This is a genomic window from Pseudonocardia lacus (assembly GCF_018531445.1).
In the GTDB taxonomy this organism is placed as follows: domain Bacteria; phylum Actinomycetota; class Actinomycetes; order Mycobacteriales; family Pseudonocardiaceae; genus Pseudonocardia; species Pseudonocardia lacus.
In genome coordinates, this window is sequence record NZ_JAHDTH010000075.1 from 1 (window position 1) to 25,448 (window position 25,448).

Here is a 25,448-nt window from a genome sequence, read left to right on the forward strand (position 1 = left end):
CAGCGCGGCGGCCAGCGCGCCGGCGGCGAGCGGGGCGAGGCCGGTGGGGCGGGCGGGCGAGCGGTGGGTGGGGCGGTGCCGTCCGGCGCCCGCGGGTGGGGGGAGCGGCCGCGTTGCGGAGGGGTGGTGGTGTCGTGCGCGGGGGGAGCGGTCCGCGGTCGCGGGGTACGGATGGTCCACGGGTGGGCGGCCCTTCCGGAGTCGGGTGACCCGGGTGGGGCGGCGCCGTGGGGGAGCGGTCCGCGTTGGTCCGGGTCGTTCGGGGATCCGGATCCCGACGCTAGGCGATAGGCCGTTCGGCCGAACGGATCGCGGCGAACGGTGAGCCGAGCGTGATCACCCGTGCGACGAGCGTCACGATCCGCGGTCAGCAGCCGCTCAGGTCGCCGCTGCCGGCACCGGAGTCGAACGACACGTGGACGTGGTCGAAGTGGTTGGCCGTGGCCCCGCCGCGGTCCTCCATCTGCTTCCAGCCGTTGCCGTGGTTGATCTGCTGCTCCCAGATCACGTACTTGACGCCCAGGGCCTCCTGGTTGTCCAGCGCGCACTGGGCCAGCCGGTCGCCGGTGGAGCGGTCGACCATGAAGTCGAGGGCCAGGCCACCGGGGTGGTCGGAGGTGCCGGCGCGGCCGGCGACGCCGTGCATGTCCGGCTCGCCGTACTGGCAGCCGAGGAACTCGGCGGCGTTGCGCACGTGCGACTTGACCGCGCCCAGGCCGGAGGTGCTGAGGCCGCAGTCGGGGGAGCCGGTGGCGCCGCGCACGTCCTCGGCGGCGACGCGCTCGGCCTCGGCCGCCTGCTCGGCGACCGCCTGCTCGGCGGCGACCCGGTCGGCCTCGGCCTGCGCGGCGACCTGCTGCTCGACCATCTGCACGGCCTTGACCAGCGCCGCGCCGTTGGTCACGTCGGGCTCGGGCGTCCAGGCGACCGGCTGCACGGTGGGGGCGACCAGCGGCGCGAGCGGGGCCTGCGCGGCCGGCTCGACCACGGTGTCGTCGGTGGGGGCCGACGACACCGACAGCGCGTTGTACGCGGCCGACCGGTACGGGGAGCCGTCGGTGGTGTTCGCGTCGTGCAGGGACTGCACGACCACGGGCACGCCCGCGCCGACGAGCGAGAGCGCGCCACCCGCCACGGCGATGGCGGTGGCACCCCGCCGCAGCGGGGTGTTGCTGGACCGGTGCGTCCCGCGGCCCCCGTCCGTCGGGTGGTCGTAGGCCACCGACAGCGGGGGCTGGTGCGGGCGCCGGCCTTCGGGGGAGCGATGCCGAGCCACGAACCTGCCTTCCGACGGATGTGACGGCCCGGCCGGACATCCGGGTTCGGGGGAACCGGCGGAGTGGGGAGCTCTCCGTGTCCTGTTCGTGACCGGGCCGTCATTGATCCGGTAGCGAACGTAGGCAACCCGGAGCGCGTCCGCAGGATCCGCGGGTCGTTATGGGTCGAGAGAGCTGTCGCGAGCGACGAGCGGCCGGGCGGATACACCGTCCGGAGTATGCGAGATAGGGCCGTTCGGCTTTGATGCCGTTCGCCGACGCCTCGTCGCCGCCCCCTGGACGAACGCGCACGTCCGTGCGATCCCTGGACATTCCGGCGCCCCCGCCGCCCGGCCAGGCTGTGTCCACGACGTTGTGTCTGTCCACAACGAACCTGAGGGGGATGGCGATGGACTGGGTGGCGGGGGTCGCGGCGGTCGGGTCGGGGCTGGTCGGCGGGGTGTTCTTCGTGTTCTCGGTGGCGATCATGCCGGCGTTCGCGCGGCTCCCCGAGCGGCACGGGGTCGCGGTGATGCAGGCGATCAACGTGACGATCGTGCGGGCGCCGTTCCTGCTGGTGTTCATGGGCACGGTGCTGGCCTGCGTGGCGCGGGTCGTGCTGGCGCCCACCGACGTACTCGGGGTGGTCGGGGCCGCGCTGTACGTGCTGGGCGGCTTCGGCGTGACGATGGCGCTGAACGTGCCGCTCAACAACCGCCTCGACAAGGTCGACGCCGACGCCCCGGACGGCTTCTGGAGCGTCTACGCGAGCCGCTGGACGCTGTGGAACCACGTCCGGACGGTGGCCTGCATCGGCGCCGCCGCACTGCTCACCGCGGCCGCCTGAGCAGCACCGGGACGCGTAGGGTCGGGCGCATGCCGCCGACCGCCACGGACGTCGACGTGTTCGAGGAGTCGAGGGGACGCCTCGGGGCCATCGCCTACCGGCTGCTCGGCTCGGCGAGCGAGGCGGAGGACGCCGTGCAGGAGACGTTCCTGCGCTGGCAGGCGGCCGACCACGGGCGCATCGAGGTGCCCGAGGCCTGGCTGACGAAGGTGCTGACCAACCTGTGCCTCAACCAGCTCGCGTCCGCGCGGGTCCGCCGGGAGGCCTACGTGGGCCACTGGCTGCCCGAGCCACTGCTGGCCGGCGACCCGCTGCTCGGCCCGGCCGAGACCGTCGAGCAGCGGGAGTCGGTGTCGTTCGCGGTGCTGGTGCTGCTGGAGCGGCTGCTGCCCACCGAGCGCGCGGTGTACGTGCTGCGGGAGGCGTTCGACTACCCGCACCGCGAGATCGCCGCCATCCTCGACATCTCCGAGGCCGCCAGCCAGCAGATCCTGCACCGGGCCCGCGAGCACGTCGCCGACGGCAAGGTCCGCGCCAGGGTCGACGCGGCCGCCGCCCGTCGGGTCGTCGAGGAGTTCCTGGCCGCGGCCACCGGCGGGCGGCCAGAGGAGCTGGCCCGCCTGCTCGCCGCGGACGCCGTCTCGGTGGGCGACGGCGGCGGCAAGGTCCCGGCCCGCGCGCGGGCGGTCGAGGGTGCCGCCGCGGTCGCGAAGTTCTTCTGGGGGTTGTTCCGCCCGACCGCGGCCAAGCGCGCCATGGTCGGCGGCCGTGCCGAGTTCCACGTCTGGTCCGCCAACGGCGGGCCCGCCGCTGTCGCCGTCGTGGACGGCCGGGTCGTCGGGGTGCTGTGCCTGCAGGTCACCGCCGACGGCATCGCCGCGGTCCACAACCAGGTCAACCCCGACAAGCTCGAACGGGCGACCGCGCTCTGGGCGGCGGCCGAGCACGGGGAACCGCTGGTCACCGTGTTCTGAGCGCGGTGTGGGTCGGCTCACACCGAGAACCCGTCAGGAAACGGCGGGCTGTGCGGCTCAGGTGGCGAACCCGCACAGGACAAGGAGCACACAATGCGCCACCGCATCGTCGTCCTCGGAGCCGGCTACTCCGGGGCCATCGCCGCCGGCCGGCTGGCCAAGCGGCTGCGCCGCGAGGACGTCACCATCACCCTGGTCAACGCCGAGCCGGACTTCGTCGAGCGCGTCCGCATGCACCAGGTCGCGACCGGCCAGCAGCTGCGGCCCCGGCCGCTGCGCGAAGTGTTCGCCGGCACCGGCGTCGACCTGCGGATCGCCACCGTCACCGGAGTCGACGTCGAGCGCCGGACCGTCACCGTCACCGGCGCGGACGGCGCCGAGGACCTCGGCTACGACACGCTCGTCCACGCCCTGGGCAGCCGGTGGAACGGCGCGGACGTGCCCGGCGCCGCCGAGCACGCCGCGGAGCTGGCCGGTCGCGCCGGGGCGCTGCGGCTGCGCGAGCGCCTGGCCCGCCTCGACGCCGGTCGGGCCGTGGTCGTCGTCGGAGGGGGTCTCACCGGGATCGAGGCCGCCACCGAGATCGCCGAGTCCCGCCCGGACCTCGACGTCGCGCTCGTGGCCCGCGACAGCCTCGGCGACTGGCTCTCGCCCAAGGGCCGTGCGCACCTGCGGGCGGTCGTCGACCGGCTCGGGATCTCGGTGCACGAGCACACCACCGTCGAGTCCGTCGAGGCCGACCGCGTCACCACCGCCGGTGGCGGCACCATCCCGGCCGCGGTCACCGTGTGGACGGCCGGCTTCGCGGTCCACCCGCTCGCGGCGGCCAGCGACCTGGAGACCACCGAGACCGGGCGGATCGTCGTCGACGCGACCATGCGCTCGGTCTCGCACCCGGACGTGTACGCGATCGGCGACGCCGCGCTGGCGATGGGCCCCGGCGACAAGCCGCTGCGCATGTCGTGCGCGACGGGCGAGCCGATGGCCTGGCAGGCCGCCGACTCGATCGCGGCCCGGCTGACCGGCGGCAAGCTCCCGAACGCGCCGCTGCGCTACTTCCAGCAGTGCATCTCGCTGGGGCGCCGCGACGGCCTGATCCAGTTCGTCACCGCCGACGACCGCGCCAAGCCCTCGGTGCTGACGGGGCGGCTGGCGGCCCGCTACAAGGAGCTGATCTGCCGGGGGGCGGTCTGGAGCGTCGCGAACCCGACCTTCGGCCTGCCCACCCGCCGCCGTCGCCGCACCGCCGAGCGCGACGCGAGCGGCTCGACCGCCGAGGCGACCGAGGCGGCCGCGTAGCGGTCCGGTGGGCCCTACAGGCGCGGGTCGACGGGCTCGGACCCGCCGCGGCCCCCGCCTCCCCGGCGCCCCGGCGCCCGGTGCCCCGGTTCAGGAAAGCCACGATCCGGCCCTGTGAGGGCAGCATCGTGGCTTTCCTGAACTCCGGCGGTGGCCTCCTCGGGTGCGCGGCGCAGCCAGAGGACGCGGGTGGTCGTCCTGCGTGTTTCCACCGACGGCGGGGACCCGCCGCGACCGTAGGGTCCGGGCGTGTCGACGAGCGCGCTGCTGTTCCTGTCGCTGGTGGGCGTGGGTGTCCTGATCGGCGCGGCACCCGTCGTCGTGTCCCTGCGCGCCGGCGACGGCGTCCGCGGGGCGCCGTGGGGCCTGGCGGCGGGGGTGGTCGCGTTCTCCGCGCTGTGCGGCTGGGGCGCCTACGCCCTCGACTCCGCCTCCGCCCGCACCACCCTGTTCGAGGTCGTGGCCGAGGGCTCGCGCGGGGTGCGCCTGTCGGACCCGGCCGCGCCGGTGCGGTTCTTCGACGTCGTCGTCGAGCACCCCGGGGTGGAGCACACGGTGCTGGTCAACCCGGTCGTCGAGGCGGAGCTGACCGACGACGCCGCTGGCCCGGCGGAGCTGATCGTCCGCCTCGACGGCCCTGACGGGCGGTCCTACCTCGACGAACAGCTCCACCACGAGGTCGAGTGCCGGCGGTCGAGCTGCTCGTGGGTGCCGTGGTACGGCCGGTTCACGCCGGTGGAGGCGGGGACGCACCGGTTGGCGGTGACGGTCGTGACGATCGACGTGCCGAAGGTGCACGTCAGGGTGGAGGACCCGGAGAAGTCCGACGGGCGGCGGGCGCCCGGCTACTGACGGCGGGGCGGCCACCGCGATCCACCGGGTGAGCGGGGAGGACGATTCCCCGCACAGCGGGAAACCCGCGCCCTCTCTCCTGCGCGAGCGTGTCGGTACTGCTACAAAGATGGACCCGACCGGCTTTGAGACAACCAGGGACGCGGTTGGGAGCGACAGAGGACCAGGCCGCCATGCTCATCCGCCGCGATCCCGGCCACCGACCGACGGGGCACCGCGCCGTTGGCGGGTGCATGGGCTGGACGCCCGCGCCCAGCGACCGATGCCCCGGGGGTGGACGAGGTGTCCCGTGAGCCGCACGCGCTCCCGGAGGGGATGACGGTCGCGGCCCGGGAGACCGGGTCGGCCGTCGTGCTCACCGTCGACGGCGACCTGACGCTGCGCACCGTGCCCCGGCTGCGGTCCGTGCTGGAGGAGCACATCGCCGACCGCGGGCGCGTCCTGGTCGACCTGTCCGGGCTGACGATCGGCTTCCCGTCGGCCGTCGACGTGTTCCCGCTGGCCCTGGCCGCGCAGAGCGGCTGGCCGGAGGCCCGGATGGTGCTGTTCGGCGCCCGCCCGGCGACGGCGCGGGCGCTGTGCGCGGCCCCGTACCTGACCGCGGCCGTGCACCTGGCCGACACCGAGGTCGAGGCGCTGCGGCTGCTGGAGCTGCGGCCGCGCCGGCTCAGCAGGCGCACCGAGCTCGACCACGAGCCCGACGCGGCCCGGTGGGCGCGGTTCGTCGTCGAGACGGCCTGCCGCGACTGGGGCGTGGCGGACGACGACGCCGCGTCCTCCGCCCAGATCGTGGCCTCCGAGCTGGTCACCAACACCGTCGTGCACGCCCGCACGGCCTGCGTGCTGACCCTCACCAGCACCCCGGACTCGCTGCGCCTCGGGGTCCGCGACTACGCGCCGGGCTCGGCCCCGGAGAGCTCCGACGCGCTCCCCGGCCGGGCCCGCGGGTTGGGCCTGGTGGTGGTGGCCGGGGTCAGCCGGGCCTGGGGGGTCACCCCGCACCTGGACGGCAAGACCGTGTGGGCGGTCATCCCCTGCCGGGGGCCCGCGGGCTGAGCGGCGCCGGCCGGTTCACAGCAATCCGTGGTCGCGCGCGTGCAGCGCGGCCTGGGTGCGGTCGCGCAGGCCGAGGCGGGCCAGGATGTGCGACACGTGGTTCTTCACCGTGCCCTCGCTGACCACCAGGCGCGCGGCGATCTCCCGGTTGGTGGCGCCGCGCGCGACCAGCCGCAGCACCTCGACCTCCCGCAGGGTGAGCCCGGCCCGGTCGGCCGCCGCGGTGTCCGTTGCCGCGCCCGGCGGGCGGTGCAGCGCGGCCAGCAGCCTGCCCACCGCGGCCGGGTCGAACTGCGCGACCCCAGCGTGCGCCAGCCGCACGGCCCGGGCCAGCTCGGCCGCCGGCAGGTCCTTGAGCAGGTAGCCGCTGGCCCCGGCGCGCAGCGCGCGCACGACGTACTCCTCGTCGTCGAACGTGGTCAGCATGACCACGCGGACGCCCGGGGCCCGCTTGCGCACCGCCGCGGTGGCCTCGACGCCGTCGGCGCCGGGCATCCGGACGTCCATCAGCACGACGTCCGGGCGCAGCGCCACGGACCGCTCGACGGCCTCGGTGCCGTCCGCCGCGGTGCCGACGACCGCGACGCCGGGCTCCAGCGCCAGCAGCGAGGCCACCCCCTCGCGCACGAGCCGCTGGTCGTCGACCACGAGCACCCGCACCGGGCGGTCCGCGGCCGCGGTCACCGGGCGTCCGCGCGCGGCACGGTCGCGGTCAGGGTGGTGCCGCCGCCGGGGGTGGCGGACAGCCGCAGCTCGCCGCCGACCGCGGCCAGCCGCTCCCGCATGCCGGCGAGGCCGAACCCCTCACCCGCCGCGGCCAGCCCCCGCCCGTCGTCGCGGACGGTGAGCCCGGCCGCCTCGTCGGTGAACCGAGCGGTCACCTCGATGCGGGACGCGGCGGCGTGCCGCACGGCGTTGGTCAGGCCCTCCTGGGCGGCCCGGTAGAGCGCGGTCAGCGCGGGCGCGTGCGGGCCCTCGTCGCCGTGCACGGCGCAGTCGATGCGGACCGAGCCGGTGTCGAGCTGGGCGCGCAGCGCGTCGAGGGCCGCGGCGAGCGACGTGGCCGGTGGCTCCGCGGGCGAGCGCAGCACCGCGACCGAGCCGCGGACCTCGGCGAGCGCGGCCCGGACCGAGCCGCGGGCGTCGGCGACGGCGCGGTCGGCCTCCGCGGCGTCGCGGGCGCGGTAGGCGACGGCCTTCTCCAGCTGGATCGCCACCGCGGTCAGGTGGTGGCCGAGGCTGTCGTGGATGTCGCGGGCCAACCGGTTGCGCTCCTGGGCGGCGGCCAGCTCGGCGACCCGCCCGGCGTGCTCGCCCAGCTGCCGGTGCGACTCGGCCAGCTCGTCGAGCAGCCGCTCGGTGCGGGCCCGGCCGGCCTCGGCGCGGACGGCGACGCCGGCCATCGACACCGCGATCACCAGCCCGACCAGGAACATCAGCAGGTCGGACAGCTGCTCGGCGTCGGCGTACCAGCCGGGTCGGGTCGCGGTGAGCACGCCGACGAGCCCGACGGCGTAGGCGGTGGCCGTGACCAGGCCCGCGCGGCGCCCGAGGGTGAGGTACGCGCCGAACGGCACGAGCAGGAACAGCGCGCGGGACAGCCCCGAGGCGTCCACCGCGGCCACCGCGTGGATCAGCACCGCGCGGGCGACGAGCCGGGCGAGCGGCCCGCCGACCGGGACGAGCTCGAGCGCCAGCAGCGCCCCGATGCCGACCACGAACGCGGCCAGCGGCAGCGGCGCGGCCGGGCTGATCCCGGCCGCGGCGAAGTACAGCGCGCCGGCCAGCACCACCAGGTGCAGCCCGGCGCCCACCCAGGGCAGCCGCGGCCCGGCCCCGCCCGACGTCATGGCCCCGACGGTAGCGCCGCGGGAGCCGCTGAGGACCGTCCGCGACCAGGTCTGGCCGATGGTCATGTGCCGATCGACCGGGGAGGTCACGGCGACCCGCTGCGGGTGCCGTCGGATGGCCCGCTCGGCACTCCCGCGCGGCCCCGGGCCGCTGCGAGCGTTCCGGCGTACCCCCTCCGACGACGGGAGCCGCCGTGCCCGAACCCGCCATCCTCCGCTCGACCGCCGCGGTCGGGCTGCTCACCGCCCTGCTGCTGCTGGTCAACGACGCCCGCCGGGTCGGCCTGCTGCCCGACACGGACCTGCTGACCGCGATCGCGCCGGTGCCGGCGGTGCTCGCGCTGCTGGCCGTGGTCGGGCTGGGCCTCGGCCAGCGCGAACGCGCCGGCCGCGTCGGCGCGGCCGGCGCCGCGCTGCTGCTGGCCGGCACCGCCGGCCTGCTGGTGGTCGAGTTCAGCACCCACTACGTGTTCCGCGGGCTCGACCCGGCCACCGTGGCCGGCCTGGTCACGCCGCGGGTGCGGGCCGGCTTCCTGACGATCGCCGCCCTCTTCGCGCTGGGCACGGTGCTGTTCACCGCGGGCGGTCTGCGCGCCGGCCGCTACCCGCGCTGGGCGCTGGGCCTGTTCGCGGTCGGGTTCCTGCTCGCCGCGACCCGCGGCTTCACCCCGGAGTGGGTCGTCTCCCTCGGGTTCCTCGTCGGGCCGGCCGGCCTGGTCGGGCTCTGCCTGGCGCTCTACCGCGACCCGCAGCCGGGCGCCCCGGCCGCCGGGCCGAGGCCGAACGGGTCGAGGTCGCGCGGGTCGGGGGTCGGGGCCCAGCGGCCGTCGACGACGGCGTAGTCCCAGCGGGGGCCGTGCGCGACGAGCTCGCGCAGGGCCTCGACCAGCCGGTCGACGTCCTCGGCCGTGCTGGCCAGCCCGAAGCTGGCCCGCACGGCGCCGGTGGCGCCGGCGGCCCGGTCGACCAGCGGGTGGGCGCAGAACTTGCCGTCGCGCACCGCGATGCCGTGCTCGGCCGACAGGTAGGCCGCGACCAGGCCGGGGGCCACGCCGTCGACGGCGAACGAGACGACCGCGACCCGGTCCGGCGCGTCCGCCCAGATCCGCAGCGCCCGCACGCCCGGCACGCCGTCCAGCGCGTCGGTGAGCCGGGCCAGCAGCGCGCGCTCGTGGGTCGGGGCGATCGTGTCGACGACGCCGTCGAGGACCCGGCAGGCCCGGGCCAAAGCGGCCACGCCGAGCACGTTCGGGGTGCCGGCCTCGTGCCGGTGCGGGGCGGGCGCCCAGCTCACCGGGGTGGCGCCGGTGGCGTCGACGGCCCCGACAGCGGTGACGGCCCCGCCCCCGACCAGGTACGGCTCGGCGGCGTCGAGCCAGTCGCGGCGCCCGACGAGCGCGCCCGCGCCGTAGGGCGCGTAGAGCTTGTGCCCGGACAGGGCGAGGTAGTCGGCCCCGGTGGCGGCCAGGTCGACCCGCCGGTGCGGGGCCAGCTGGGCGGCGTCGACGACGACCCGGGCGCCCGCGGCGTGCGCCAGCTCGACGATGCGCCGCAGCGGCGGGACCTCACCGGTCACGTTGGACGCGCCGGTGACCGCGACCAGCGCGAACGGCTCCGCGGCCAGCGCCGCGGCCAGGTCCCGCAGGGTCTGCTCGACGGTCGGCGCGGCTTCCAGCACGCGCCCGGACCGCCAGGCCAGCAGCGTGGCGTGGTGCTCCAGGTCGAGCCGCAGCACCGGCCCGGGCACGCACGCGGCCAGCAGGTTCAGCGCGTCGGTGGTGTTGCGGGTCCAGACCACGACGTCGTCCTCGCGGGCCCCGACGAAGGCGGCCACGGCGTCGCGCCCCCGCTCGACGACGGCGGTGCACACCTGGGAGGCGTACCCCGCGCCCCGGTGCACGCTGGCGTGGTGGGGCAGCAGCTCGGCGACGTGGTCGGCCACGGCGCGCAGGGCGGGCGCGCTGGCCGCGAGGTCGAGGTTGACCGCCCGCACCCACCCGCCGGTGACGAGCGGGACCCGCAGGTCGGTGCCGACCAGCTCGGGCAGGTCGGTGGTGGCGGCGCAGGGCGTGGGCAGCACAGCGGTCATGGCGGTCCTCCGGACCCCTCGGGGACCCGGTGGTGGGCGGGTCCGCGCTTGCCGGCGCGCGTGTCGCGACGGCCTGGTCGTCACCCGGAGCACCCCACCGCGGAGGAGGGTTGCCGGCCAGCGAGCCGGGGCTTGGCGCTGGCGCTCTTGACCTGTGGCGACCATACAACGGGGATCGCGGATCGCGACAACCCCGCCGATCAGGTGAACGCGCCCCCCACCTCGCAGCCCTGAGGTGTTCTCGCAGCCCTGAGGTGTTGTCGCAGCCCTGAGGTGTTGTCGCAGCCCTGAGGTGTTGTCGCAGCGCGGGATGTGTTGTCGCAGCGCGCCGGCGGGCTGCGAGCACACGGCCGGCGCTGCGCGACGCCACCACCTCTGCGAGCCCCCGCGCCCACCCGCCGCCCCGGCGCACCCCCGCTGGTCGCGGCGCACACGCACGACATGTGCGCGGCGGCCACGAGGTGTGCGCGGTGCCGGCGGGTGTGCGCGGCGCCGGGCGGTGTGCGCGGTGCAGCCAGGGGCTGGATCCGGCCGAGTCGCTCGTCACCGGCGCCGATCCGGGGTACCTTATTCCTCAGGCGTTGAAATCTGGTTCGGGCGATGTCCGGACATTCGCGGTGGGGGTGGACGTGCGGACTTCGCGGGCGGCGGCGGGCAGCGCCGCATTCTTCGTGCTGGCTCCGGGAACGGTCGTCGGCGTCGTTCCCTGGGCGATCACCGGGTGGTCGGTGGACCATTCCTGGCCCCTCTGGGTCCGCGTCGCCGGCGCATTCCTCGTGCTGGTCGGGCTCGTCCCGCTGGTGCACGCGTTCGTCCGGTTCGCCCGCGCCGGCGGCACCCCGGCGCCGGTCGCACCCCCCGAGCACCTGGTCGTCACGGGGCCGAACCGGTGGGTCCGCAACCCGATGTACGTCGGCGTCGTCACGATGGTCGTCGGGCAGGCGCTGCTGCTCGGACGGGCATCGCTGCTGGTGTACGCGCTGGCCGTGTGGGTCGCGACGGCGGCGTTCGTGCGGTGGTACGAGGAGCCGACGCTCGCGGCCGCGCACGGCGCCGAGTACGCGGCCTACCGGGCGGCGGTTCCCGCGTGGCGCCCCCGGCTGCGCCCGTGGGACCCACCGCGTTCGGCCGCGTAGCCGATCCCACCCACCGGCGGCGGAAATGTCCGGGCATTGTCCGCGGGTGTCCGGCCGCTGATGTCTCCCGGCACACAATCCTTGAAATCCGGCGCACCGGCTACGTACGGTCTCGGCAACGGCCCACCGGGCCGCCACCATCCAGAGCGGCCGAGAGTCCCGGCTCAACGACGCCGCAGCAACCCCCCGCCACGCGGGTGAGGGTGCTTCCGCCGGGCTCGATGGAGGTCGGAGTGCACGCGCGACACAGCACGTGGCACGCCTGGCGCCACCACATCGACCTGTGCCGCACCAGCGCGGCCCTCTGTCGGGCCTGAGCGCACTACTCCGGCCCCCATCTCACCTCCCGCGCCCGCCGTCGATCGACGGCGTGTCCGCGCGCGGGCACCCCCCGAAGGACCCCGATGAGACCGTTCGGTCCCCGTTCCGTGGCCGCCGTGCTGGCCGCCGCCGCCCTGCTGCTCACCGCGTGCGGCGGCGGGGGTGACGCCGCCACCTCGGCCGCCGGCGGCGACGCCGGCGCTCCCCAGCCCGGCGGCACCCTGACCTTCGCCGTCGGCAGCGACGCGGGCTGCGTCGACCCGCAGCAGGTGGCCAGCAACGACACCATCTACTCGGTGCGCCAGCTGGTCGACTCGCTGACCGACCAGGACCCGGACACCGGCGAGATCACGCCGTGGCTGGCCGAGTCGTGGACGTCGAACGCCGACGCGTCGGCCTGGACGTTCACCCTGCGCCCCGGGGTCACCTTCAGCGACGGCACCCCGCTGGACGCGCAGGCGGTCAAGGCGAACTTCGACCGCGTCCCGCAGCTGGGGGTGCGCGGCAACCTGCCCAAGAGCTACCTGTCGGGCTACCAGGCCACGACCGTCGACGGGCCGCTGCAGTTCACCGTCACCTTCGGCGGGCCGAACGTGCAGTTCCTGCAGGGCACCTCGACGCACAGCCTCGGGATCCTGTCGCCGGCCACGGCCGCGGCCTCCGACGACGAGCGCTGCGCGCAGGTCGTCGGCTCCGGCCCGTTCGTGCTGGACAGCTACACCCCGAACTCCTCGATCGTGCTGGCCAAGCGGCCCGGCTACGCCTGGGGCTCGTCGCTGTGGGAGCACAAGGGCGAGGCCCACCTCGACCGGCTGGACTTCCAGATCGTCCCGGAGTCGGGGGTGCGCGCGGGGTCGCTGCAGTCCGGCGAGGTCGACGCCATCGGCAACATCGGCCCGCAGGACGAGGCCCCGCTGCAGGCCGCCGGCGCCCAGCTGCTGGCCAGGGCCAACCCGGGCATCGCGTTCGGCCTGGCGTTCAACCAGGCCCGGCCGCTGGGCGCCGACCCGGCCGTGCGGGAGGCCGTGTCGTGGGCGATCAACCGGCCCGAGGTGGTCAGCGCCGTCTACACCTCGCAGACGAAGCCGGCGACGAGCGTGCTGTCCAGCACCACCCCGGACCACGCCCCCCAGGACGCGCTGCTGGGGTTCGACGCGGCGAAGGCCGCCTCGGTGCTGGACGCGGGCGGCTGGGCCGCCGGTCCGGACGGCATCCGGGCCAAGGGCGGCCAGCGGCTGACCTTCGAGATCACCTACGCGAACAACGCGGCCAGCAACAAGCCGGCGCTGGAGCTGGTCCAGCAGCAGCTGCGGGCGGCCGGCATCGAGGTCGCCCTGGCCGAGCGCCCGATCGCCGACTTCGCCACCATCCAGCAGAGCGGCGAGTTCGAGGCGCTGTGGTTCAACCTGACCCGGGCCGACCCGGACGTCCTGCGCACCACGTTCTCGACGAAGCTGGCCAACGTCTACCGGCTCCCGCCCGGCCCGCTCGACGACCTGCTCGACGGGCAGGCCGCCGCGGTCGACCCGGCCACCCGCAGCGACCTGGTCGGCCAGGCCCAGCAGCAGCTGCTCAGCGACTACGGGGTGGTGCCGGTCGCCGAGCTGACCACGACGCTCGCGGTCGGCGCGGACGTGCACGGCGTGCGCTACGACGCCTCGTCGCGCATCCACCTGTTCGACGCCTGGAAGCAGTCGGCTTGATGACGAACCCGACGGCCCGCTACCTGCTCCGACGCGTCGGCCTCGCGGTCGGCGTGCTCTGGGCGGCGTACACGGTGTCCTACGTCGTGCTGTACCTGCTGCCCGGCGACGCGGTCGAGACCATGGCCAGCGGCGGCCTCGACGGCGAGCCGCTCGGCCCGGCCGAGATGGCCGCGCTGCGCGCCCGCTACGGCCTCGACCAGCCGATCCTCGTGCAGTACGGCAAGGCGCTGTGGGCGGCGCTGGGCGGCGACTTCGGCGTGTCCGTGCAGAACGGCCAGGACGTGCTCTCCGCGATGGGCGACGCGCTGCCGTCGACCCTCGCGCTGGCCGGCACGGCCCTCGTGCTGGCCGTCCTGCTGGGCACCGGGCTGGCGATCGTGGCCACCTGCACCCGGTCGCGCTGGCTGCGCCAGGCGCTGCTGTCGCTGCCGTCGCTGGCGGTGTCGCTGCCGGTCTTCCTGATCGGGCTGCTGCTGGTGCAGGCGTTCTCGTTCGGGCTGGGCTGGTTCCCGTCGGTCGGCGCCAAGGGCCCGTCGGCCCTGGTGCTGCCGGCGGTCACGCTGGCGCTGCCGCTGGGGGCGCAGGTGGCGCAGGTGCTGGCCGCCTCGCTCGACCGGGCGCTGGACGAGCCGTACGTGACGACCGCGCGGGCCAAGGGCGTCGGCCGGGTGGGCATCCACCTCGGCCACGCCCTGCGCAACGCCGCGCTGCCGGCGCTGACGGTCGTCGGGCTGCTGGTCGGGCAGCTGCTGGCGGGCACCGTCGTCGTCGAGACGGTGTTCACCCGGCCCGGCATCGGCCGGCTGACCGTCAGCGCGGTCTCCTACCAGGACATCCCGCTCGTGCAGGGGATCGTCGTGTTCGCCGCCGCGGTGTTCGTGGCGGCGAACCTCCTGGTCGACCTCGTCTACCCGCTGCTCGACCCGCGGATCGCCCAGGGGGCCACCCGATGACCGAGCTGCTGATCCACGAGACGGCCGCCCGTCCGACCACGGCCACGGTCTCCCCGACCCGGGAGCCCCGGGCGGTGCGGTTGCGCCGGGCCGGCCGGTTCGCGCTGACCCGGCCGGGGCTGGTGCTGTCGTCGCTGGTGGTCGTGCTGGTGGTCGTCTCGGCGTTCGCGCCGGGCCTGCTCGCCCCGGCCGACCCGCTGCTCGGGGTGCCCGCGGACAAGCTGCAGGCGCCCAGCGCGGCGCACTGGTTCGGCACCGACTACCTCGGCCGCGACCTCTACACCCGGGTCGTGCACGGGGCGGCGCTGTCGCTGCAGGCCACCGTGATCGCGGTGGCGGTGGCGCTCGTGCTGGGCGGGCTGATCGGGCTGCTGGCCGGGTTCGTCGGGCGCTGGGTCGACGAGGCGCTCATGCGGTTCGTCGACGTGCTGCTGGCGATCCCGCCGCTGCTGCTGTCGCTGGCGCTGATCACCGCGCTGGGCTACGGCACGCTGAACATCGCCCTCGCCGTCGGCGTGGCCAGCGCGTCGTCGTTCGCGCGGGTCATGCGCTCGGAGACGATGCGGGTGCGGCGCTCCACCTACGTCGAGGCGGCCCGGTCGGTCGGCACCCGCTGGTGGGTCTCGCTGGCCCGGCACGTGCTGCCCAACGCGGCCCGCCCGGTCCTGGTGCTGGCGGTGCTGGAGTTCGGGCTCGCCGTGCTGGCGGTCTCGTCGCTGTCGTTCCTCGGCTACGGCGTGCCGCCGCCCGCCCCCGAGTGGGGCGGGTTGGTCGCCGAGGGCCGCAACTACCTGGCCACCTCCTGGTGGGTGTGCACCATGCCCGGGCTGACGATCGCGGCCACCGTGCTGGCGGTCAACCGCATCTCCCGGGCACTGGACGGCGAGTGGGGGCGGTCTCGATGAGTCTGCTGGAGGTCACCGGCCTGCGGGTCGAGTACCGCACCGCGGCGGGCCCGCTGCACGCGCTCGACGGCGTGGACGTCCGCGTCGAGCCCGGCGAGGTCGTGGCCGTCGTCGGCGAGTCCGGCTCCGGCAAGTCCACGCTGGCCCACGCGATCATCGGCCTGCTGCCGGCCAACGGGCGCGTCACCGCGGGGTCGGTGCTGCTGGGCGGCGAGGAGACCACCGGGCTGTCGGAGAAGGCGCTGCGCCTGGTGCGCGGGCGCCGGGCCGGGCTCGTCCCGCAGGACCCGACGGTCTCGCTCAACCCCGTGCAGCGCGTCGGCGTCCAGGTCGGCGAGGCCCTGCGGGTGCACGGGCTGGCCGACCGCCGCTCGGCCGCCGTCCGGGCCGTCGAACTGCTGGAGCGGGCCGGGCTGCCCGATCCCGCCGTGCGGGCCCGGCAGTACCCGCACGAGCTGTCCGGGGGCATGCGCCAGCGCGTGCTCATCGCGATCGCCATCGCCGCCGAGCCGGCCCTGATCATCGCCGACGAGCCGACCAGCGCCCTGGACGCCACCGTCCAGCGCCGGATCCTCGACCACCTCGAGGGCCTGGTCCGCGGCACCGGGACCGGGATGCTGCTGGTCACCCACGACCTGGGCGTCGCGGCCGACCGGGCCGACCGGCTCGTGGTGATGTCCGGCGGGCGGGTCGTGGAGACCGGTCGCACCGCCGACGTCCTGGCCGGCCCGCGAGAGCGTTACACTCGCGATCTTGTCAGCGCCGCCCCCGGCCTGCACCAGGTCGTGCGCGAGAACCCGCACCGCGACGTCGACACCCACGCGGAACCGCTGGTCGAGGTGCGGGACCTGGTCAAGGAGTTCCGGCTGCCGGGCGGGGGCACGCTGCGCGCGGTCGACGGGGTCAGCTTCGACATCGCGCCGGGGGAGACCCTGGGGCTGGTCGGCGAGTCCGGGTCGGGCAAGTCGACGACCGCGCGGCTGGTGCTGCGGATGGACGACCCGACCTCGGGCGAGGTGCGCTTCGACGGCACCGACATCACCGGCCTGCGCGGGAAGGCCTGGCGGGAGCTGCGCAGGCGGGCCCAGCTCGTCTACCAGAACCCGTACGCCTCGCTCGACCCGCGGTTCAGCGTCGAGGAGGTCGTCGCCGAGCCGCTGCGCGCGTTCAAGGTCGGCGACGCGCGCGCCCGCCGGGCCCGCGCCGCCGAGCTGGTCGACCGGGTCGCGCTGCCGGCGTCGGTGCTCGACCGCAGGCCCGTCGAGCTGTCCGGCGGCCAGCGCCAGCGGATCGCGATCGCCAGGGCGCTGGCGCTGTCCCCGGACCTCGTCGTCTGCGACGAGCCGGTGTCCGCGCTGGACGTCAGCGTGCAGGCGCAGGTGCTGGAGCTGCTCACCGAGCTGCAGGCCGACGCCGGGCTGACCTACCTGTTCATCTCCCACGACCTGGCCGTCGTCCGCTCGATCGCGCACCGCGTCGGGGTGATGGCGCAGGGGCGGCTGGTCGAGCTGGCGCCCACGGCGCAGCTGTTCGACGCCCCGCAGCAGGACTACACCCGCGAGCTGCTGGCGGCCATCGCCGGTCGCCGGTCCCGGGAGACCGTATGAGATTCCTCGTGATGACCCTGATCAGCAACGGCCCCGACCCGGTCACCGGGCGCACGCCCACGCCGAACGCCCGCTTCCACCGGGTCGTGGACACCGCGGTGCTGGCCGAGGAGCTGGGCTACGACGGCTACGCCGTGGGCGAGCGCCACGAACGCCCGTTCCTCTCCTCGGCGCCGCCGGTGGTGCTGTCCGCGATCGCCGCCCGCACCTCGCGGATCCGGCTGTGGACCGCCGTCACCACGCTCTCCCTGCTCGACCCGGTGCGCGCCTACGAGGACTACGCCACCCTCGACCAGCTCTCCGACGGCCGCCTCGAACTGATCATCGGCAAGGGCAACGGCGCCGCGCAGGCCCAGCTCTTCCACGTCACCACCGACGACCAGTGGGACCGCAACGCCGAGGGCTACGAGCTGTTCCGCAGGCTGTGGCGCGAGGAGCGCACCACCTGGGAGGGCCGGTTCCGGCCGTCGCTGACCGACGCCGAGACCTGGCCGCCGCCGCGCCAGCAGCCGGTCCGGGTCTGGCACGGCAGCGCCACCAGCACGGAGTCGGTGGAGCTGGCCGCGCGCTACGGCGACCCGCTGTTCTCGGCCAACGTCACCAACCCGGTCGAGCCCTACGCCGAACTGGTCGCGCACTACCGCGAGCGGTGGGCGGCCCACGGCCACGACCCGGCCGACGCGGTCGTCGGCGCCGGCACCGCCGGGTTCCTGGTGGCCCGGACCTCCCAGCAGGCCGTCGAGGAGTTCCGGCCGCTGTTCGAGCACCGCCAGCAGCTGATCGCCCGGTTCGGACTGCCGGCCGTCTTCCCGACGCTGGAGGACTTCGTCGAGCGCAGCTCCGCGCTGATCGGCAGCCCGCAGCAGATCGTGGAGAAGGTGCAGCGCTACCACGAGGCGCTGGGCCACGAGGTCACCCACCTCAACGTCGACGGCGACGGGCTGGGCCCGCGCCGGCAGCGCGAGCAGCTGGAGCTGTTCCAGTCCGACGTGGCCCCGGCGCTGCGCGCGGCGATCCCCAGCCGACCGTTCGCGGCCCCGGTCCCGCCCGACGCGGACGACGCCTGGCCACTGGACGAGCCGGCGGCGGTCGCCTCGTGACGATCCCGCTGTCCATCCTGGACCTGTCGCCGGTACCCGCGGGCGGCACGCCCGGCGACGCCCTGCGCAACTCGATCGACCTCGCGCGGGCCGCCGAGCGGGCCGGCTACCTGCGGTACTGGGTCGCCGAGCACCACCTGGTGACCGGGGTGGCGTCGTCGTCGACGCCGGTGCTGGTGGCGCTGCTGGCCGCGGCCACCGAGCGGATCCGCGTCGGCTCCGGGGCCACCCTGCTGCCCAGCACGGTGCCGCTGCAGGTGGCCGAGCAGTTCGGCACGATCGCCGCCGTACACCCGGGCCGGGTCGACCTGGGCCTGGGGCGCGTGGACGTGAGCCGGCTCGTCCGGCGCAAGGAGGGCACGCCGCGCCTGGCTCCGCCCCCCGGCGGCCCCCGGCCCGCCCGCGTCGTCGACGGGCTGCTGGTCCCGGCGCTGCCCGTGCCGCTGCCCGGGGCCGACCTGCACGCACTCGGCCACGCGCTCGCGCTGCTCGGCGTGCCGCTCGACGAGGAGCCGCCGGACTACGACGCCCAGGTCGGCGAGATCCTCGACTACATCGCCGGCACGGCCACCGGCGCCGACGGCCGCCCGCTGCACGTGCTGCCGGCCGAGGGCGCCGACCTCGACGTCTGGATCCTCGGCTCGACGCCGGGCAGCAGCGCGCAGGCCGCCGGCCGCCGCGGGCTGCCGTTCGCGGCCAACTACCACGTGCTGCCGGCCACCGTGCTGGACACGGTGGCCGCCTACCGGGAGGCGTTCCGGCCCGGGCCGCTCGACCGGCCCCACGTCATGGTGTCCGCCGACGTCGTCGTCGCCGAGACCGACGAGCGCGCCCGCGAGCTGGCCGCGCCGTACGCGCAGTGGGTGCTCGACGTCCGCTCGGGGCGCGGCGCGCGGCCGTACGTGACGCCGGCCGAGGCCCGGGCCCGCGAGTGGACCGACGACGAGCGCGCCGCCGTCGCCGACCGCGTCGACACCCAGATCGTCGGGTCGCCGCAGACCGTCGTCGAGGGGCTGCGGACGTTGGCCGCGGTGACCGGCGCCGACGAGCTGCTGGTCACCACGATCACCACCGAGCACGCCGACCGGGTGCGCAGCGCCGAGCTGCTGGCCGGCGCATGGGCCGACGTGCCGGCGATCGTCTGACGCTCGGCCACCTGGCCAGGTCACACGGGCGGCGGATAGGCGTATCCGGGGCGCTGCCCCGATCCTCGCTCAGATGACGGATCCGTCACGGAGTGCTCTCCCTTCGATACCCCGGGTCGGGGACCGTCGTGGCCACGCGCCAGAGTGGGTGCCGCAGAGCACACTGCGCGTGGCCGCCACCGAGACCGAACGGGGGAACCTCGTGACCGACGACCTGATGGGCGCCAGCGGCAGACCGCACTCCGCGCGCATTTGGAACTACTGGCTGGGCGGCACCGACAACACCGCGGCCGACCGCGCGGCGGGTGACGCCTGGCTGGCGTTGAACCCCGAGGTGGTCGACGTCGTGCGGGAGTCGCGGGCGTTCCTCGGGCGGGCCGTGGAGACGCTGGCCCGCCAGGAGGGGGTGCGCCAGTTCCTCGACGTCGGCGCGGGCCTGCCGGCGGTGGAGAACACCCACCAGATCGTCCAGCGCACCGCCCCCGACGCCGTCGTCGTGTGCGTCGACCACGAGCCCGAGGTCGTCGCGCACGCCGAGCGGATCCTGGCCGACGGCGCCGCGGGCGCCACCCGCTTCGTCGACGCCGACATCCTCGACCCGGGCGGCATGCTGCGCCTGGTCGGCGAGCACATCGACCTGAACCGGCCCGTCGCCGTGCTGATGATGGGGGTGCTCGGGCACATCCCCGATCTCGACGAGGCGCGCGACCTCGTCCGCTACGTCATGGACCGCACCTGCCCCGGCAGCTTCCTGGTGGCCGCCGACGGCACCCACGTGGTCGTCGGGGAGGCGGTGCGCAAGGCGGGCGCGGAGTACGCCGACACCGGCGCGGTGCCGTACACGACCCGCGAGCCGCACGAGGTCGAGAGCTTCTTCGAGGGGCTGGAGTTCCTGCCGCCGGGCTGCGTCCCGGTCTCCCGGTGGCGGCCGGCCCCCGGCGACGGCGTGCCCGCCGCCGTCGACGGCTTCGGTGGGGTGGGCCGCAAGCGCTGACCCGGCGCCCGGTCGTGTGCTTTGCTCACGACCGGGACACCCACAGCGGCGTGAGGAGCGGGCATGCAGGCGGCCAGCAGCGGCACGGAGATCGACACCGGCACCACCGACCTGCTCGCCTCGGTCGAGCGTGGGGTCGGCGTCCTCACCCTGAACCGCCCCGACCGGCGCAACGCGCTGTCCGCGGCGATGTTCGAGGCGCTCGCCCGGCTGCTCGACGAGTGGGAGGCCGCCGACGACATCGGCGCCGTCGTGCTCACCGGGGCCGGTCCGGCGTTCTGCGCGGGCGGCGACGTCAAGGGCTTCGCCGAGCGCGGCGGCGAGGGCGGCGGGCACAGCGAGTCGATCGACGAGCGGGTGGCCCGGCAGCGGGCCAGCCAGCGCGCGACGACGGGCCGGCTGCACTCCTACGCCAAGCCCACCGTCGCCGCGCTCCCCGGCGCCGCCGCGGGCGCCGGCATCGGCCTCGCCCTGGCCTGCGACCTGCGCGTCGGCTGCGACCGGTCGTCGATCGTCGGGGCGTTCGGCAAGGTCGGGCTCTCCGGCGACTACGGCGCCATCTGGGGCCTGACCAGGCTGGTCGGGCCGGCCAGGGCCCGCCAGGCGATGTTCCTCGGCGAGCGGATCGACGCCGCCACCGCCCTCGACTGGGGCCTGCTCAACTGGGTGGTGCCCGCCGAGGAGCTGCGGGAGTACGCGCTGGGCGTCGCCGCCGGGCTGGCCGCCGGCCCGCGCCAGGCGCTGGCCGCGATGAAGCAGAACCTGCTCGACGCCGAGCAGCTCGACCTGGCCGCCGCGATGGACCGGGAGGTGCCCCGGCACCTGACCTGCGGCGTCACCGACGACCACCGGGAGGCCGTGCTGGCGTTCGTGGAGAAGCGGGCCCCCGTCTTCGGCCGGTGACCCGCCGCCCCGGTCACGATGTCGGCGGCTCGTCCTGGCCCGACTCCTCCAGCGCGTCCGCCTCCTCCTTGGTCCGGTGCACCGCGCCGTCGGCGTGGTCGGCCGGGCCGTAGACGGTGTAGAGGACCAGCGGGTTCGGCCCGGTGTTCACGAAGTTGTGCTTGCGCCCGGCCGGCACCACGACCAGGTCGCCGGCCGCGACCTTGCGCTTCTGCCCGGAGACGGTGGCCTCGCCGACCCCGCTGACGAACGTCAGGATCTGGTCGTTCTCCTCGTGCACCTCCTCGCCGATCTCACCACCTGCGGGGATGGTCATGATGACGAGCTGGGTGTGCTTCCCGGTCCACAGGACGCGGCGGAAGTCGTCGTGCTGCTCGGCAATTTTGGCGATCGTGAAGTGCTCCATGGGATCACCGTGCCCGGTTCGGGCCTCCTCGCAACCGCCAGATCCGTCGAGAACGACGTTGTTGTCGATTGGACCGGTCCAAAATCACGGTAACCTCGTTCTCGACGGGGCCGGCGACGTGATGTGGACGACATCGGGGGCGCACCCGCCGCACCCCGCGTGCGAGATTCACGGGGCGGGACGTCGCTGGGGACGGGGAGGCACGTGGGCACCGAGCTGTCGATCGGCCGCTTGATCGGTCACTTCGCGCGGACCAAGCCCGACGAGCTCGCGCTCGTCGAGGACGGCCCGGGGGAGGGCCCGGCCGACCAGTGCACATGGGCCGAGCTCGACCGCGTGACCAACGCGCTGGCCAGGGCCTACGCCGAGCGCGGCGTCGGGCGGGACGGCATGGTGGCGGTGTCGCTGCCGAACTCGGCGGAGTTCGTCCGCGCCTGCGTCGCGATCTGGAAGCTGGGCGGCACGCCGCTGCCGCTGTCGGTGAAGCTGCCGGCGATCGAGCGCGACCGGATCATCGCGCTGGCCGAGCCCGCGCTGCTGCTGGGCGCCGAGTCCAGCGACGTGCCCAGCCTGCCCCGCGGCTTCGACCCGGCCGGGTTCGACGACACGGAGCTGCCCGACCGCGTCTCGACGTACTGGAAGGCGCTCACCTCCGGCGGCAGCACGGGCCTTCCGAAGATCATCGTGGCCCGGGGTCGGGCGGTGTTCGACCCGGACGTGCCGGTCGTCGACTACGTGCCGGCCGGCGGCGTCCACCTGGTCGCCGGGCCGCTGTACCACAACGCCGCCTTCATCTACGGCATGCGCGCCTTCTTCAGCGGCTCCCGGCTGGTCATCCTGCCCCGCTTCGACCCGACCAGGGTGCTGACGATCGTCGACGAGCAGCGGGTGACCTGGACGCAGCTGGTGCCGACGATGATGAACCGGATCTGGCACCTGCCCGCCGAGCAGCGCGCCGCGGCCGACTGGTCGTCGCTGCTGATGCTGCTGCACGTCGGCGGCCCGTGCGCGCCGTGGCTCAAGGAGGCGTTCATCGACTGGCTCGGGCCGGAGCGGATCGTCGAGGTCTACGGCGGCACCGAGGGCCAGGGCGCCACCTCGATCACCGGCACCGAGTGGCTCCAGCACCGCGGGTCGGTCGGGCGGCCCGTGCTGAACTCCCGGTTCCAGGTGCAGGACGAGGACGGCAACCCCGTGCCGCCCGGCGTGGTCGGCGAGGTGTTCCTGATGCCCGAGGGCGGGCCGGGCTCGACCTACCACTACCTGGGCGCGCAGTCGCGCAGCCGCAACGGCTGGGAGTCGATCGGCGACCTCGGCTACTACGACGAGGACGGCTACCTCTACCTGTCCGACCGGTCCACCGACTGCATCGTCAGCGGCGGCGCCAACGTGTACCCGGCCGAGGTGGAGGGCGCCCTGGGCGCGCACCCGGGCGTCCGCACCAGCGCGGTCATCGGGCTGCCCGACGACGACCTCGGCCAGAAGGTCGTCGCGATCGTCGAGGCCGAGCCGGGCGTCACCGCCGAGGAGCTCGACACCCACCTGCGCGAGCTGATCGCCCCCTACAAGCGCCCGCGCGAGTACGAGCTGACCGACCAGTCGCTGCGCGACGAGGCCGGCAAGGTCCGGCGCTCGGCGCTGCGCAAGGCCAGGTTGGAGGCGACGGCGTGACGGCGGCACCCGTCCCCGAGCCGGGGCCGGACCCGGCGTCGTGGCGGGAGCACCGCTCGGGCGTCGAGCAGGTCGACGAGCTGCTGCGGGCGCTGGCCGTGGAACCGGTCGGCAAGCACGAGTTCACCGCGTCGAGCACCGGCTGGCCGACCGGGCGCGTCTTCGGCGGGCAGATACTGGCCCAGTCGATGATCGCCGCCCAGCTGACCGTCGACGGGCCGGGCGTGGCGCACTCGCTGCACGCCTACTTCATGCGCGCCGGGCGGACCGACGAGGAGATCCGGTTCGTCGTCGACCCGTTGCGCGACGGGCGTTCCTACAGCACCCGGCGCATCGACGCCGTGCAGGGCGGCCTGGTCATCGCGACCTCGCTGATGTCGTTCGGCCGGCCCGAGGACGGCCCCGACCACCAGGACGAGCTGCCCGAGCGCCCCGCGCCCGACGACCTGGCCCCGCGCGTGCCGTTCGCCGCGGCGCCCGACGGCCCCAGCCGGGCGGGGGCGCTGGAGCTGCGGGCCTGCTCCCTGGACGACCACCCCGACCCCGCGGCGACCTCGACCTGGATGCGGATCGGCGGCCGGCTGCCCGACGACCCGCTGCTGCACCGGGCCCTGCTCGTGTACCTGTCCGACCTGACGCTGGTGCACGGCGCGTTCCGCCGCCAGGGCCTGTCCCGCCGCGACATCCGCACGGCCAGCCTCGACCACGCCCTGTGGTTGTACCGGCCGGCGAGGGTCGACGAGTGGGTGCTCTACGACAGCCGCAGCCCGTCCGCGGCCGGCGGGCGTGCCGCCGGGGCGGGCAGGCTGTTCTCGGTCGGGGGCGAGCTGCTGGCCTCGGCCGCGCAGGAGATGTCGGTGCGGGTCAAGCGGTAGCTAGTCGGTCCCGGCCGCCGGCGCCGGGTCCGACGTCCGGCTCGACCGGTTGCGCCGCTGCCGGGCCCCGGCGATCGCGAACAGCACGACGACCGCGGCGAGCATCGCGACCAGCGCCAGCACGGGCACGTCCAGGAAGGTGAGCGCACCCAGCGGCACCAGGGCCGCCACCGGCCACGGCCACATCGCCGAGATCCGCTGGTGCACGCCACCCAGCACGATCCCGGCGCCGAGCATGGCCAGGGCGACGCCGCACACCGCGATCCACATGGCGGGCGAGGGCAGCCCGGCGTCCGGGTGCAGCACCAGGTCCTCCAGGCCCACACCGGTGGCCGCGATGCCCAGCGACAGCGGCAGGTGGCCGTAGATGTAGAGGTCGTGGCGCTCGTCGACCTCCTTCTCCTCGCCGTCCTCCTCCGCGCCGTCCTGGAGCTCGTCCTCCCCGCTGACCGAGGCGGCGTCGAAGTAGTTCCACCACAACCCCGCCCCGACGACGAACGCGACCGCGGCGACCGTCACCGACGGGCTCGCCCACACGGCGTCGTGCACGCCGGTGACGATCCCGGCCACCACCTCGCCCAGCACGAGGATCACGAACAGCCCGAACCGCTCCGGGAGGTGCTCCATGTGCAGCGGCGCGGTGTTCCCGCGCCAGGTGGCGATGAACGGCGACGCCGCCTCGACCAGCACCGACACGCCCCACAGGATGTAGCGGGCGGGGGCGGGCACCAGCAGCGAGACGGCCCACAGCGTCGCCGAGATGCTCGTGCCGGTCAGGTAGACGACGACCGTCGCCCGGCTGTCGCGCACGTGCCACCAGGCCCGCACGTACAGCCCGACCAGGATCAGCCGGCCGATCAGGAAGCAGACCGCGAACGGGATGTCGAAGCCACTGAGCCCCCCGGTGGCGGCCGCGGCGCACCCGGCGACGGCGGCGGTGTCGGTCAGGATCGCGATCCGGAACAGCACGTCGTCGGTGTCGAAGCGGTTGGCGTAGAGCGTGGTGCTGACCCAGGAGAACCACATGACGGTGAACAGCCCGGCGAAGATCCCCACCCCGGTCCAGGACATGTCCTTGAGCAGCGCCGAGGCGAGCTCGGCGACGACCAGCACGTAGGCGAGGTCGTAGAACAGCTCCAGCCGCGTCGCGCTGCGCTTCTCCCCGGTCGCCAACCGGGGCGGCCGCAGCCACCCGTTCCCGTCGCCCACGTCACCCAGTACCCCGAACGTGTCCGTCGAGAACGTCGTTCTCGACGGGGCCGGGGTGGGCGGGGGACGTGGCCGGTTGGACGAGAGCCGCTTTCGTACGACCAGGTTGGACGAGAGCCGCTCTCGTGCGGCCGGCCGGAGCGACAGAGGGTGTCCTCGCAGGGCTAGCGGTGTTCTCGCAGCGCTGGCTGGGGTGTCGCAGGGCGCCGGCGGGCTGCGAGCACGTGCCTGCTGCTGCGAGGGGGCCGGTTGGGGCGGTTGCGCAGCGCTGGCGGGGACGTCGCGGGGCTGGCT

General features: G+C 75.2%; 23 protein-coding genes and 2 riboswitches. Of the genes, 17 read left to right on the plus strand and 6 right to left on the minus strand.

The window, feature by feature from the left end; all coding sequences use genetic code 11:
* Nucleotides 1–367: 367 nt before the first annotated feature.
* Nucleotides 368–1,276: a VldE C-terminal domain-containing protein gene (locus KIK08_RS40005; RefSeq protein ID WP_308257695.1), complete on the minus strand. Its 909-nt coding sequence runs from the start codon at nucleotides 1,274–1,276 to the stop codon at nucleotides 368–370.
* A gap of 383 nt (nucleotides 1,277–1,659) precedes the next feature.
* Here KIK08_RS40005 and KIK08_RS17480 point away from each other — a divergent pair, with 383 nt between their 5' ends.
* The 5 genes from KIK08_RS17480 to KIK08_RS17500 all read left to right on the plus strand — a co-directional run bounded on the left by KIK08_RS17480 (nucleotide 1,660) and on the right by KIK08_RS17500 (nucleotide 6,284).
* Nucleotides 1,660–2,103: an anthrone oxygenase family protein gene (locus tag KIK08_RS17480; RefSeq protein WP_214404235.1), complete on the plus strand. Its 444-nt coding sequence runs from the start codon at nucleotides 1,660–1,662 to the stop codon at nucleotides 2,101–2,103.
* A 29-nt stretch (nucleotides 2,104–2,132) separates the two neighbouring features.
* Complete coding sequence (locus KIK08_RS17485) at nucleotides 2,133–3,077, plus strand: RNA polymerase sigma-70 factor (protein ID WP_214404236.1); 945 nt, start codon at nucleotides 2,133–2,135, stop codon at nucleotides 3,075–3,077.
* Nucleotides 3,078–3,170: 93 nt separating this feature from the next.
* On the plus strand, nucleotides 3,171–4,376 hold the full coding sequence (locus KIK08_RS17490) for an NAD(P)/FAD-dependent oxidoreductase (RefSeq protein WP_214404237.1): 1,206 nt from the start codon (nucleotides 3,171–3,173) through the stop codon (nucleotides 4,374–4,376).
* A 249-nt stretch (nucleotides 4,377–4,625) separates the two neighbouring features.
* The gene (locus tag KIK08_RS17495; RefSeq protein WP_214404238.1) at nucleotides 4,626–5,228 is read left to right on the plus strand and encodes a hypothetical protein; all 603 of its coding nucleotides are present in this window, start codon (nucleotides 4,626–4,628) and stop codon (nucleotides 5,226–5,228) included.
* Between the two features lie 282 nt (nucleotides 5,229–5,510).
* A complete protein-coding gene (locus KIK08_RS17500) occupies nucleotides 5,511–6,284 on the plus strand; it encodes an ATP-binding protein (protein WP_214404239.1) in 774 nt (257 codons plus the stop codon).
* Between the two features lie 15 nt (nucleotides 6,285–6,299).
* Here the strand turns inward: KIK08_RS17500 and KIK08_RS17505 are convergent, their stop codons facing one another.
* Together KIK08_RS17505 and KIK08_RS17510 are read right to left on the minus strand one after the other, a co-directional pair.
* Nucleotides 6,300–6,968, minus strand: a complete 669-nt coding sequence (locus tag KIK08_RS17505) for a response regulator (RefSeq protein ID WP_308257696.1) — start codon at nucleotides 6,966–6,968, stop codon at nucleotides 6,300–6,302.
* Nucleotides 6,965–8,134, minus strand: coding sequence for a sensor histidine kinase (locus KIK08_RS17510; RefSeq protein WP_214404240.1), 1,170 nt, complete (start codon nucleotides 8,132–8,134; stop codon nucleotides 6,965–6,967). Before KIK08_RS17510 ends, KIK08_RS17505 begins: the two co-directional genes overlap by 4 nt.
* A 194-nt stretch (nucleotides 8,135–8,328) precedes the next feature.
* On the opposite strand from KIK08_RS17510, the gene KIK08_RS17515 reads away from it, so the two are divergent.
* Nucleotides 8,329–8,976 carry a hypothetical protein gene (locus tag KIK08_RS17515; RefSeq protein WP_214404241.1) on the plus strand — a complete coding sequence of 216 codons (648 nt, stop codon included), beginning with the start codon at nucleotides 8,329–8,331 and terminating at the stop codon, nucleotides 8,974–8,976.
* Here the strand turns inward: KIK08_RS17515 and KIK08_RS17520 are convergent.
* On the minus strand, nucleotides 8,871–10,223 hold the full coding sequence (locus KIK08_RS17520) for an aminotransferase class V-fold PLP-dependent enzyme (protein ID WP_214404242.1): 1,353 nt from the start codon (nucleotides 10,221–10,223) through the stop codon (nucleotides 8,871–8,873). The genes KIK08_RS17515 and KIK08_RS17520 overlap by 106 nt on opposite strands.
* A gap of 39 nt (nucleotides 10,224–10,262) precedes the next feature.
* Nucleotides 10,263–10,376: riboswitch (SAM riboswitch) on the minus strand.
* 575 nt (nucleotides 10,377–10,951) lie between these two features.
* Here KIK08_RS17520 and KIK08_RS17525 point away from each other — a divergent pair.
* The 9 genes from KIK08_RS17525 to KIK08_RS17565 all read left to right on the plus strand — a co-directional run bounded on the left by KIK08_RS17525 (nucleotide 10,952) and on the right by KIK08_RS17565 (nucleotide 20,993).
* Nucleotides 10,952–11,359 carry a methyltransferase family protein gene (locus KIK08_RS17525; RefSeq protein ID WP_214404243.1) on the plus strand — a complete coding sequence of 136 codons (408 nt, stop codon included), beginning with the start codon at nucleotides 10,952–10,954 and terminating at the stop codon, nucleotides 11,357–11,359.
* 134 nt (nucleotides 11,360–11,493) lie between these two features.
* Nucleotides 11,494–11,587, plus strand: a riboswitch (SAM riboswitch).
* 176 nt (nucleotides 11,588–11,763) lie between these two features.
* Nucleotides 11,764–13,383: an ABC transporter substrate-binding protein gene (locus KIK08_RS17530; protein ID WP_214404244.1), complete on the plus strand. Its 1,620-nt coding sequence runs from the start codon at nucleotides 11,764–11,766 to the stop codon at nucleotides 13,381–13,383.
* The gene (locus KIK08_RS17535) at nucleotides 13,383–14,339 is read left to right on the plus strand and encodes an ABC transporter permease (RefSeq protein ID WP_214404245.1); all 957 of its coding nucleotides are present in this window, start codon (nucleotides 13,383–13,385) and stop codon (nucleotides 14,337–14,339) included. The genes KIK08_RS17530 and KIK08_RS17535 overlap by 1 nt, the downstream gene beginning before the upstream one ends.
* Nucleotides 14,336–15,244 (plus strand): ABC transporter permease, encoded by a 909-nt coding sequence (locus KIK08_RS17540; RefSeq protein WP_214404246.1) that lies wholly within the window; start codon nucleotides 14,336–14,338, stop codon nucleotides 15,242–15,244. Before KIK08_RS17535 ends, KIK08_RS17540 begins: the two co-directional genes overlap by 4 nt.
* Entirely contained in the window at nucleotides 15,241–16,851 is a 1,611-nt protein-coding gene (locus KIK08_RS17545) for a dipeptide ABC transporter ATP-binding protein (protein ID WP_214404247.1), read from the plus strand. The genes KIK08_RS17540 and KIK08_RS17545 overlap by 4 nt, the downstream gene beginning before the upstream one ends.
* A complete protein-coding gene (locus KIK08_RS17550) occupies nucleotides 16,848–17,951 on the plus strand; it encodes an LLM class flavin-dependent oxidoreductase (protein WP_214404248.1) in 1,104 nt (367 codons plus the stop codon). Before KIK08_RS17545 ends, KIK08_RS17550 begins: the two co-directional genes overlap by 4 nt.
* A 2-nt stretch (nucleotides 17,952–17,953) precedes the next feature.
* Complete coding sequence (locus KIK08_RS17555) at nucleotides 17,954–19,096, plus strand: LLM class flavin-dependent oxidoreductase (RefSeq protein ID WP_214404261.1); 1,143 nt, start codon at nucleotides 17,954–17,956, stop codon at nucleotides 19,094–19,096.
* 169 nt (nucleotides 19,097–19,265) lie between these two features.
* Nucleotides 19,266–20,090 carry an SAM-dependent methyltransferase gene (locus tag KIK08_RS17560; RefSeq protein WP_214404249.1) on the plus strand — a complete coding sequence of 275 codons (825 nt, stop codon included), beginning with the start codon at nucleotides 19,266–19,268 and terminating at the stop codon, nucleotides 20,088–20,090.
* 63 nt (nucleotides 20,091–20,153) lie between these two features.
* Nucleotides 20,154–20,993 carry an enoyl-CoA hydratase-related protein gene (locus tag KIK08_RS17565; RefSeq protein WP_214404250.1) on the plus strand — a complete coding sequence of 280 codons (840 nt, stop codon included), beginning with the start codon at nucleotides 20,154–20,156 and terminating at the stop codon, nucleotides 20,991–20,993.
* Between the two features lie 13 nt (nucleotides 20,994–21,006).
* Here the strand turns inward: KIK08_RS17565 and KIK08_RS17570 are convergent, their stop codons facing one another.
* Entirely contained in the window at nucleotides 21,007–21,399 is a 393-nt protein-coding gene (locus KIK08_RS17570; RefSeq protein WP_214404251.1) for a cupin domain-containing protein, read from the minus strand.
* 204 nt (nucleotides 21,400–21,603) lie between these two features.
* Between KIK08_RS17570 and KIK08_RS17575 the strand changes: the two genes are divergently transcribed.
* Nucleotides 21,604–23,070, plus strand: coding sequence for an AMP-binding protein (locus KIK08_RS17575; protein ID WP_214404252.1), 1,467 nt, complete (start codon nucleotides 21,604–21,606; stop codon nucleotides 23,068–23,070).
* Nucleotides 23,067–23,945, plus strand: coding sequence for an acyl-CoA thioesterase (locus tag KIK08_RS17580; RefSeq protein WP_214404253.1), 879 nt, complete (start codon nucleotides 23,067–23,069; stop codon nucleotides 23,943–23,945). Before KIK08_RS17575 ends, KIK08_RS17580 begins: the two co-directional genes overlap by 4 nt.
* Here KIK08_RS17580 and KIK08_RS17585 read toward each other — a convergent pair whose 3' ends face one another.
* On the minus strand, nucleotides 23,946–25,154 hold the full coding sequence (locus KIK08_RS17585) for a low temperature requirement protein A (RefSeq protein WP_214404254.1): 1,209 nt from the start codon (nucleotides 25,152–25,154) through the stop codon (nucleotides 23,946–23,948).
* Between the last annotated feature and the right edge of the window lie 294 nt (nucleotides 25,155–25,448).

Excerpts from the sequence above, each read along its gene's own strand:
- KIK08_RS17545 (WP_214404247.1), top strand. The coding sequence starts at position 15,241 with ATGAGTCTGCTGGAGGTCACCGGCCTGCGGGTCGAGTACCGCACCGCG.
- KIK08_RS17535 (WP_214404245.1), top strand. The coding sequence starts at position 13,383 with ATGACGAACCCGACGGCCCGCTACCTGCTCCGACGCGTCGGCCTCGCG.
- KIK08_RS17550 (WP_214404248.1), top strand. The coding sequence starts at position 16,848 with ATGAGATTCCTCGTGATGACCCTGATCAGCAACGGCCCCGACCCGGTC.
- KIK08_RS17520 (WP_214404242.1), bottom strand. The coding sequence starts at position 10,223 with ATGACCGCTGTGCTGCCCACGCCCTGCGCCGCCACCACCGACCTGCCC.
- KIK08_RS17530 (WP_214404244.1), top strand. The coding sequence starts at position 11,764 with ATGAGACCGTTCGGTCCCCGTTCCGTGGCCGCCGTGCTGGCCGCCGCC.
- KIK08_RS17490 (WP_214404237.1), top strand. The coding sequence starts at position 3,171 with ATGCGCCACCGCATCGTCGTCCTCGGAGCCGGCTACTCCGGGGCCATC.
- KIK08_RS17540 (WP_214404246.1), top strand. The coding sequence starts at position 14,336 with ATGACCGAGCTGCTGATCCACGAGACGGCCGCCCGTCCGACCACGGCC.
- KIK08_RS17510 (WP_214404240.1), bottom strand. The coding sequence starts at position 8,134 with ATGACGTCGGGCGGGGCCGGGCCGCGGCTGCCCTGGGTGGGCGCCGGG.
- KIK08_RS17485 (WP_214404236.1), top strand. The coding sequence starts at position 2,133 with ATGCCGCCGACCGCCACGGACGTCGACGTGTTCGAGGAGTCGAGGGGA.
- KIK08_RS17480 (WP_214404235.1), top strand. The coding sequence starts at position 1,660 with ATGGCGATGGACTGGGTGGCGGGGGTCGCGGCGGTCGGGTCGGGGCTG.
- KIK08_RS17570 (WP_214404251.1), bottom strand. The coding sequence starts at position 21,399 with ATGGAGCACTTCACGATCGCCAAAATTGCCGAGCAGCACGACGACTTC.
- KIK08_RS17565 (WP_214404250.1), top strand. The coding sequence starts at position 20,154 with ATGCAGGCGGCCAGCAGCGGCACGGAGATCGACACCGGCACCACCGAC.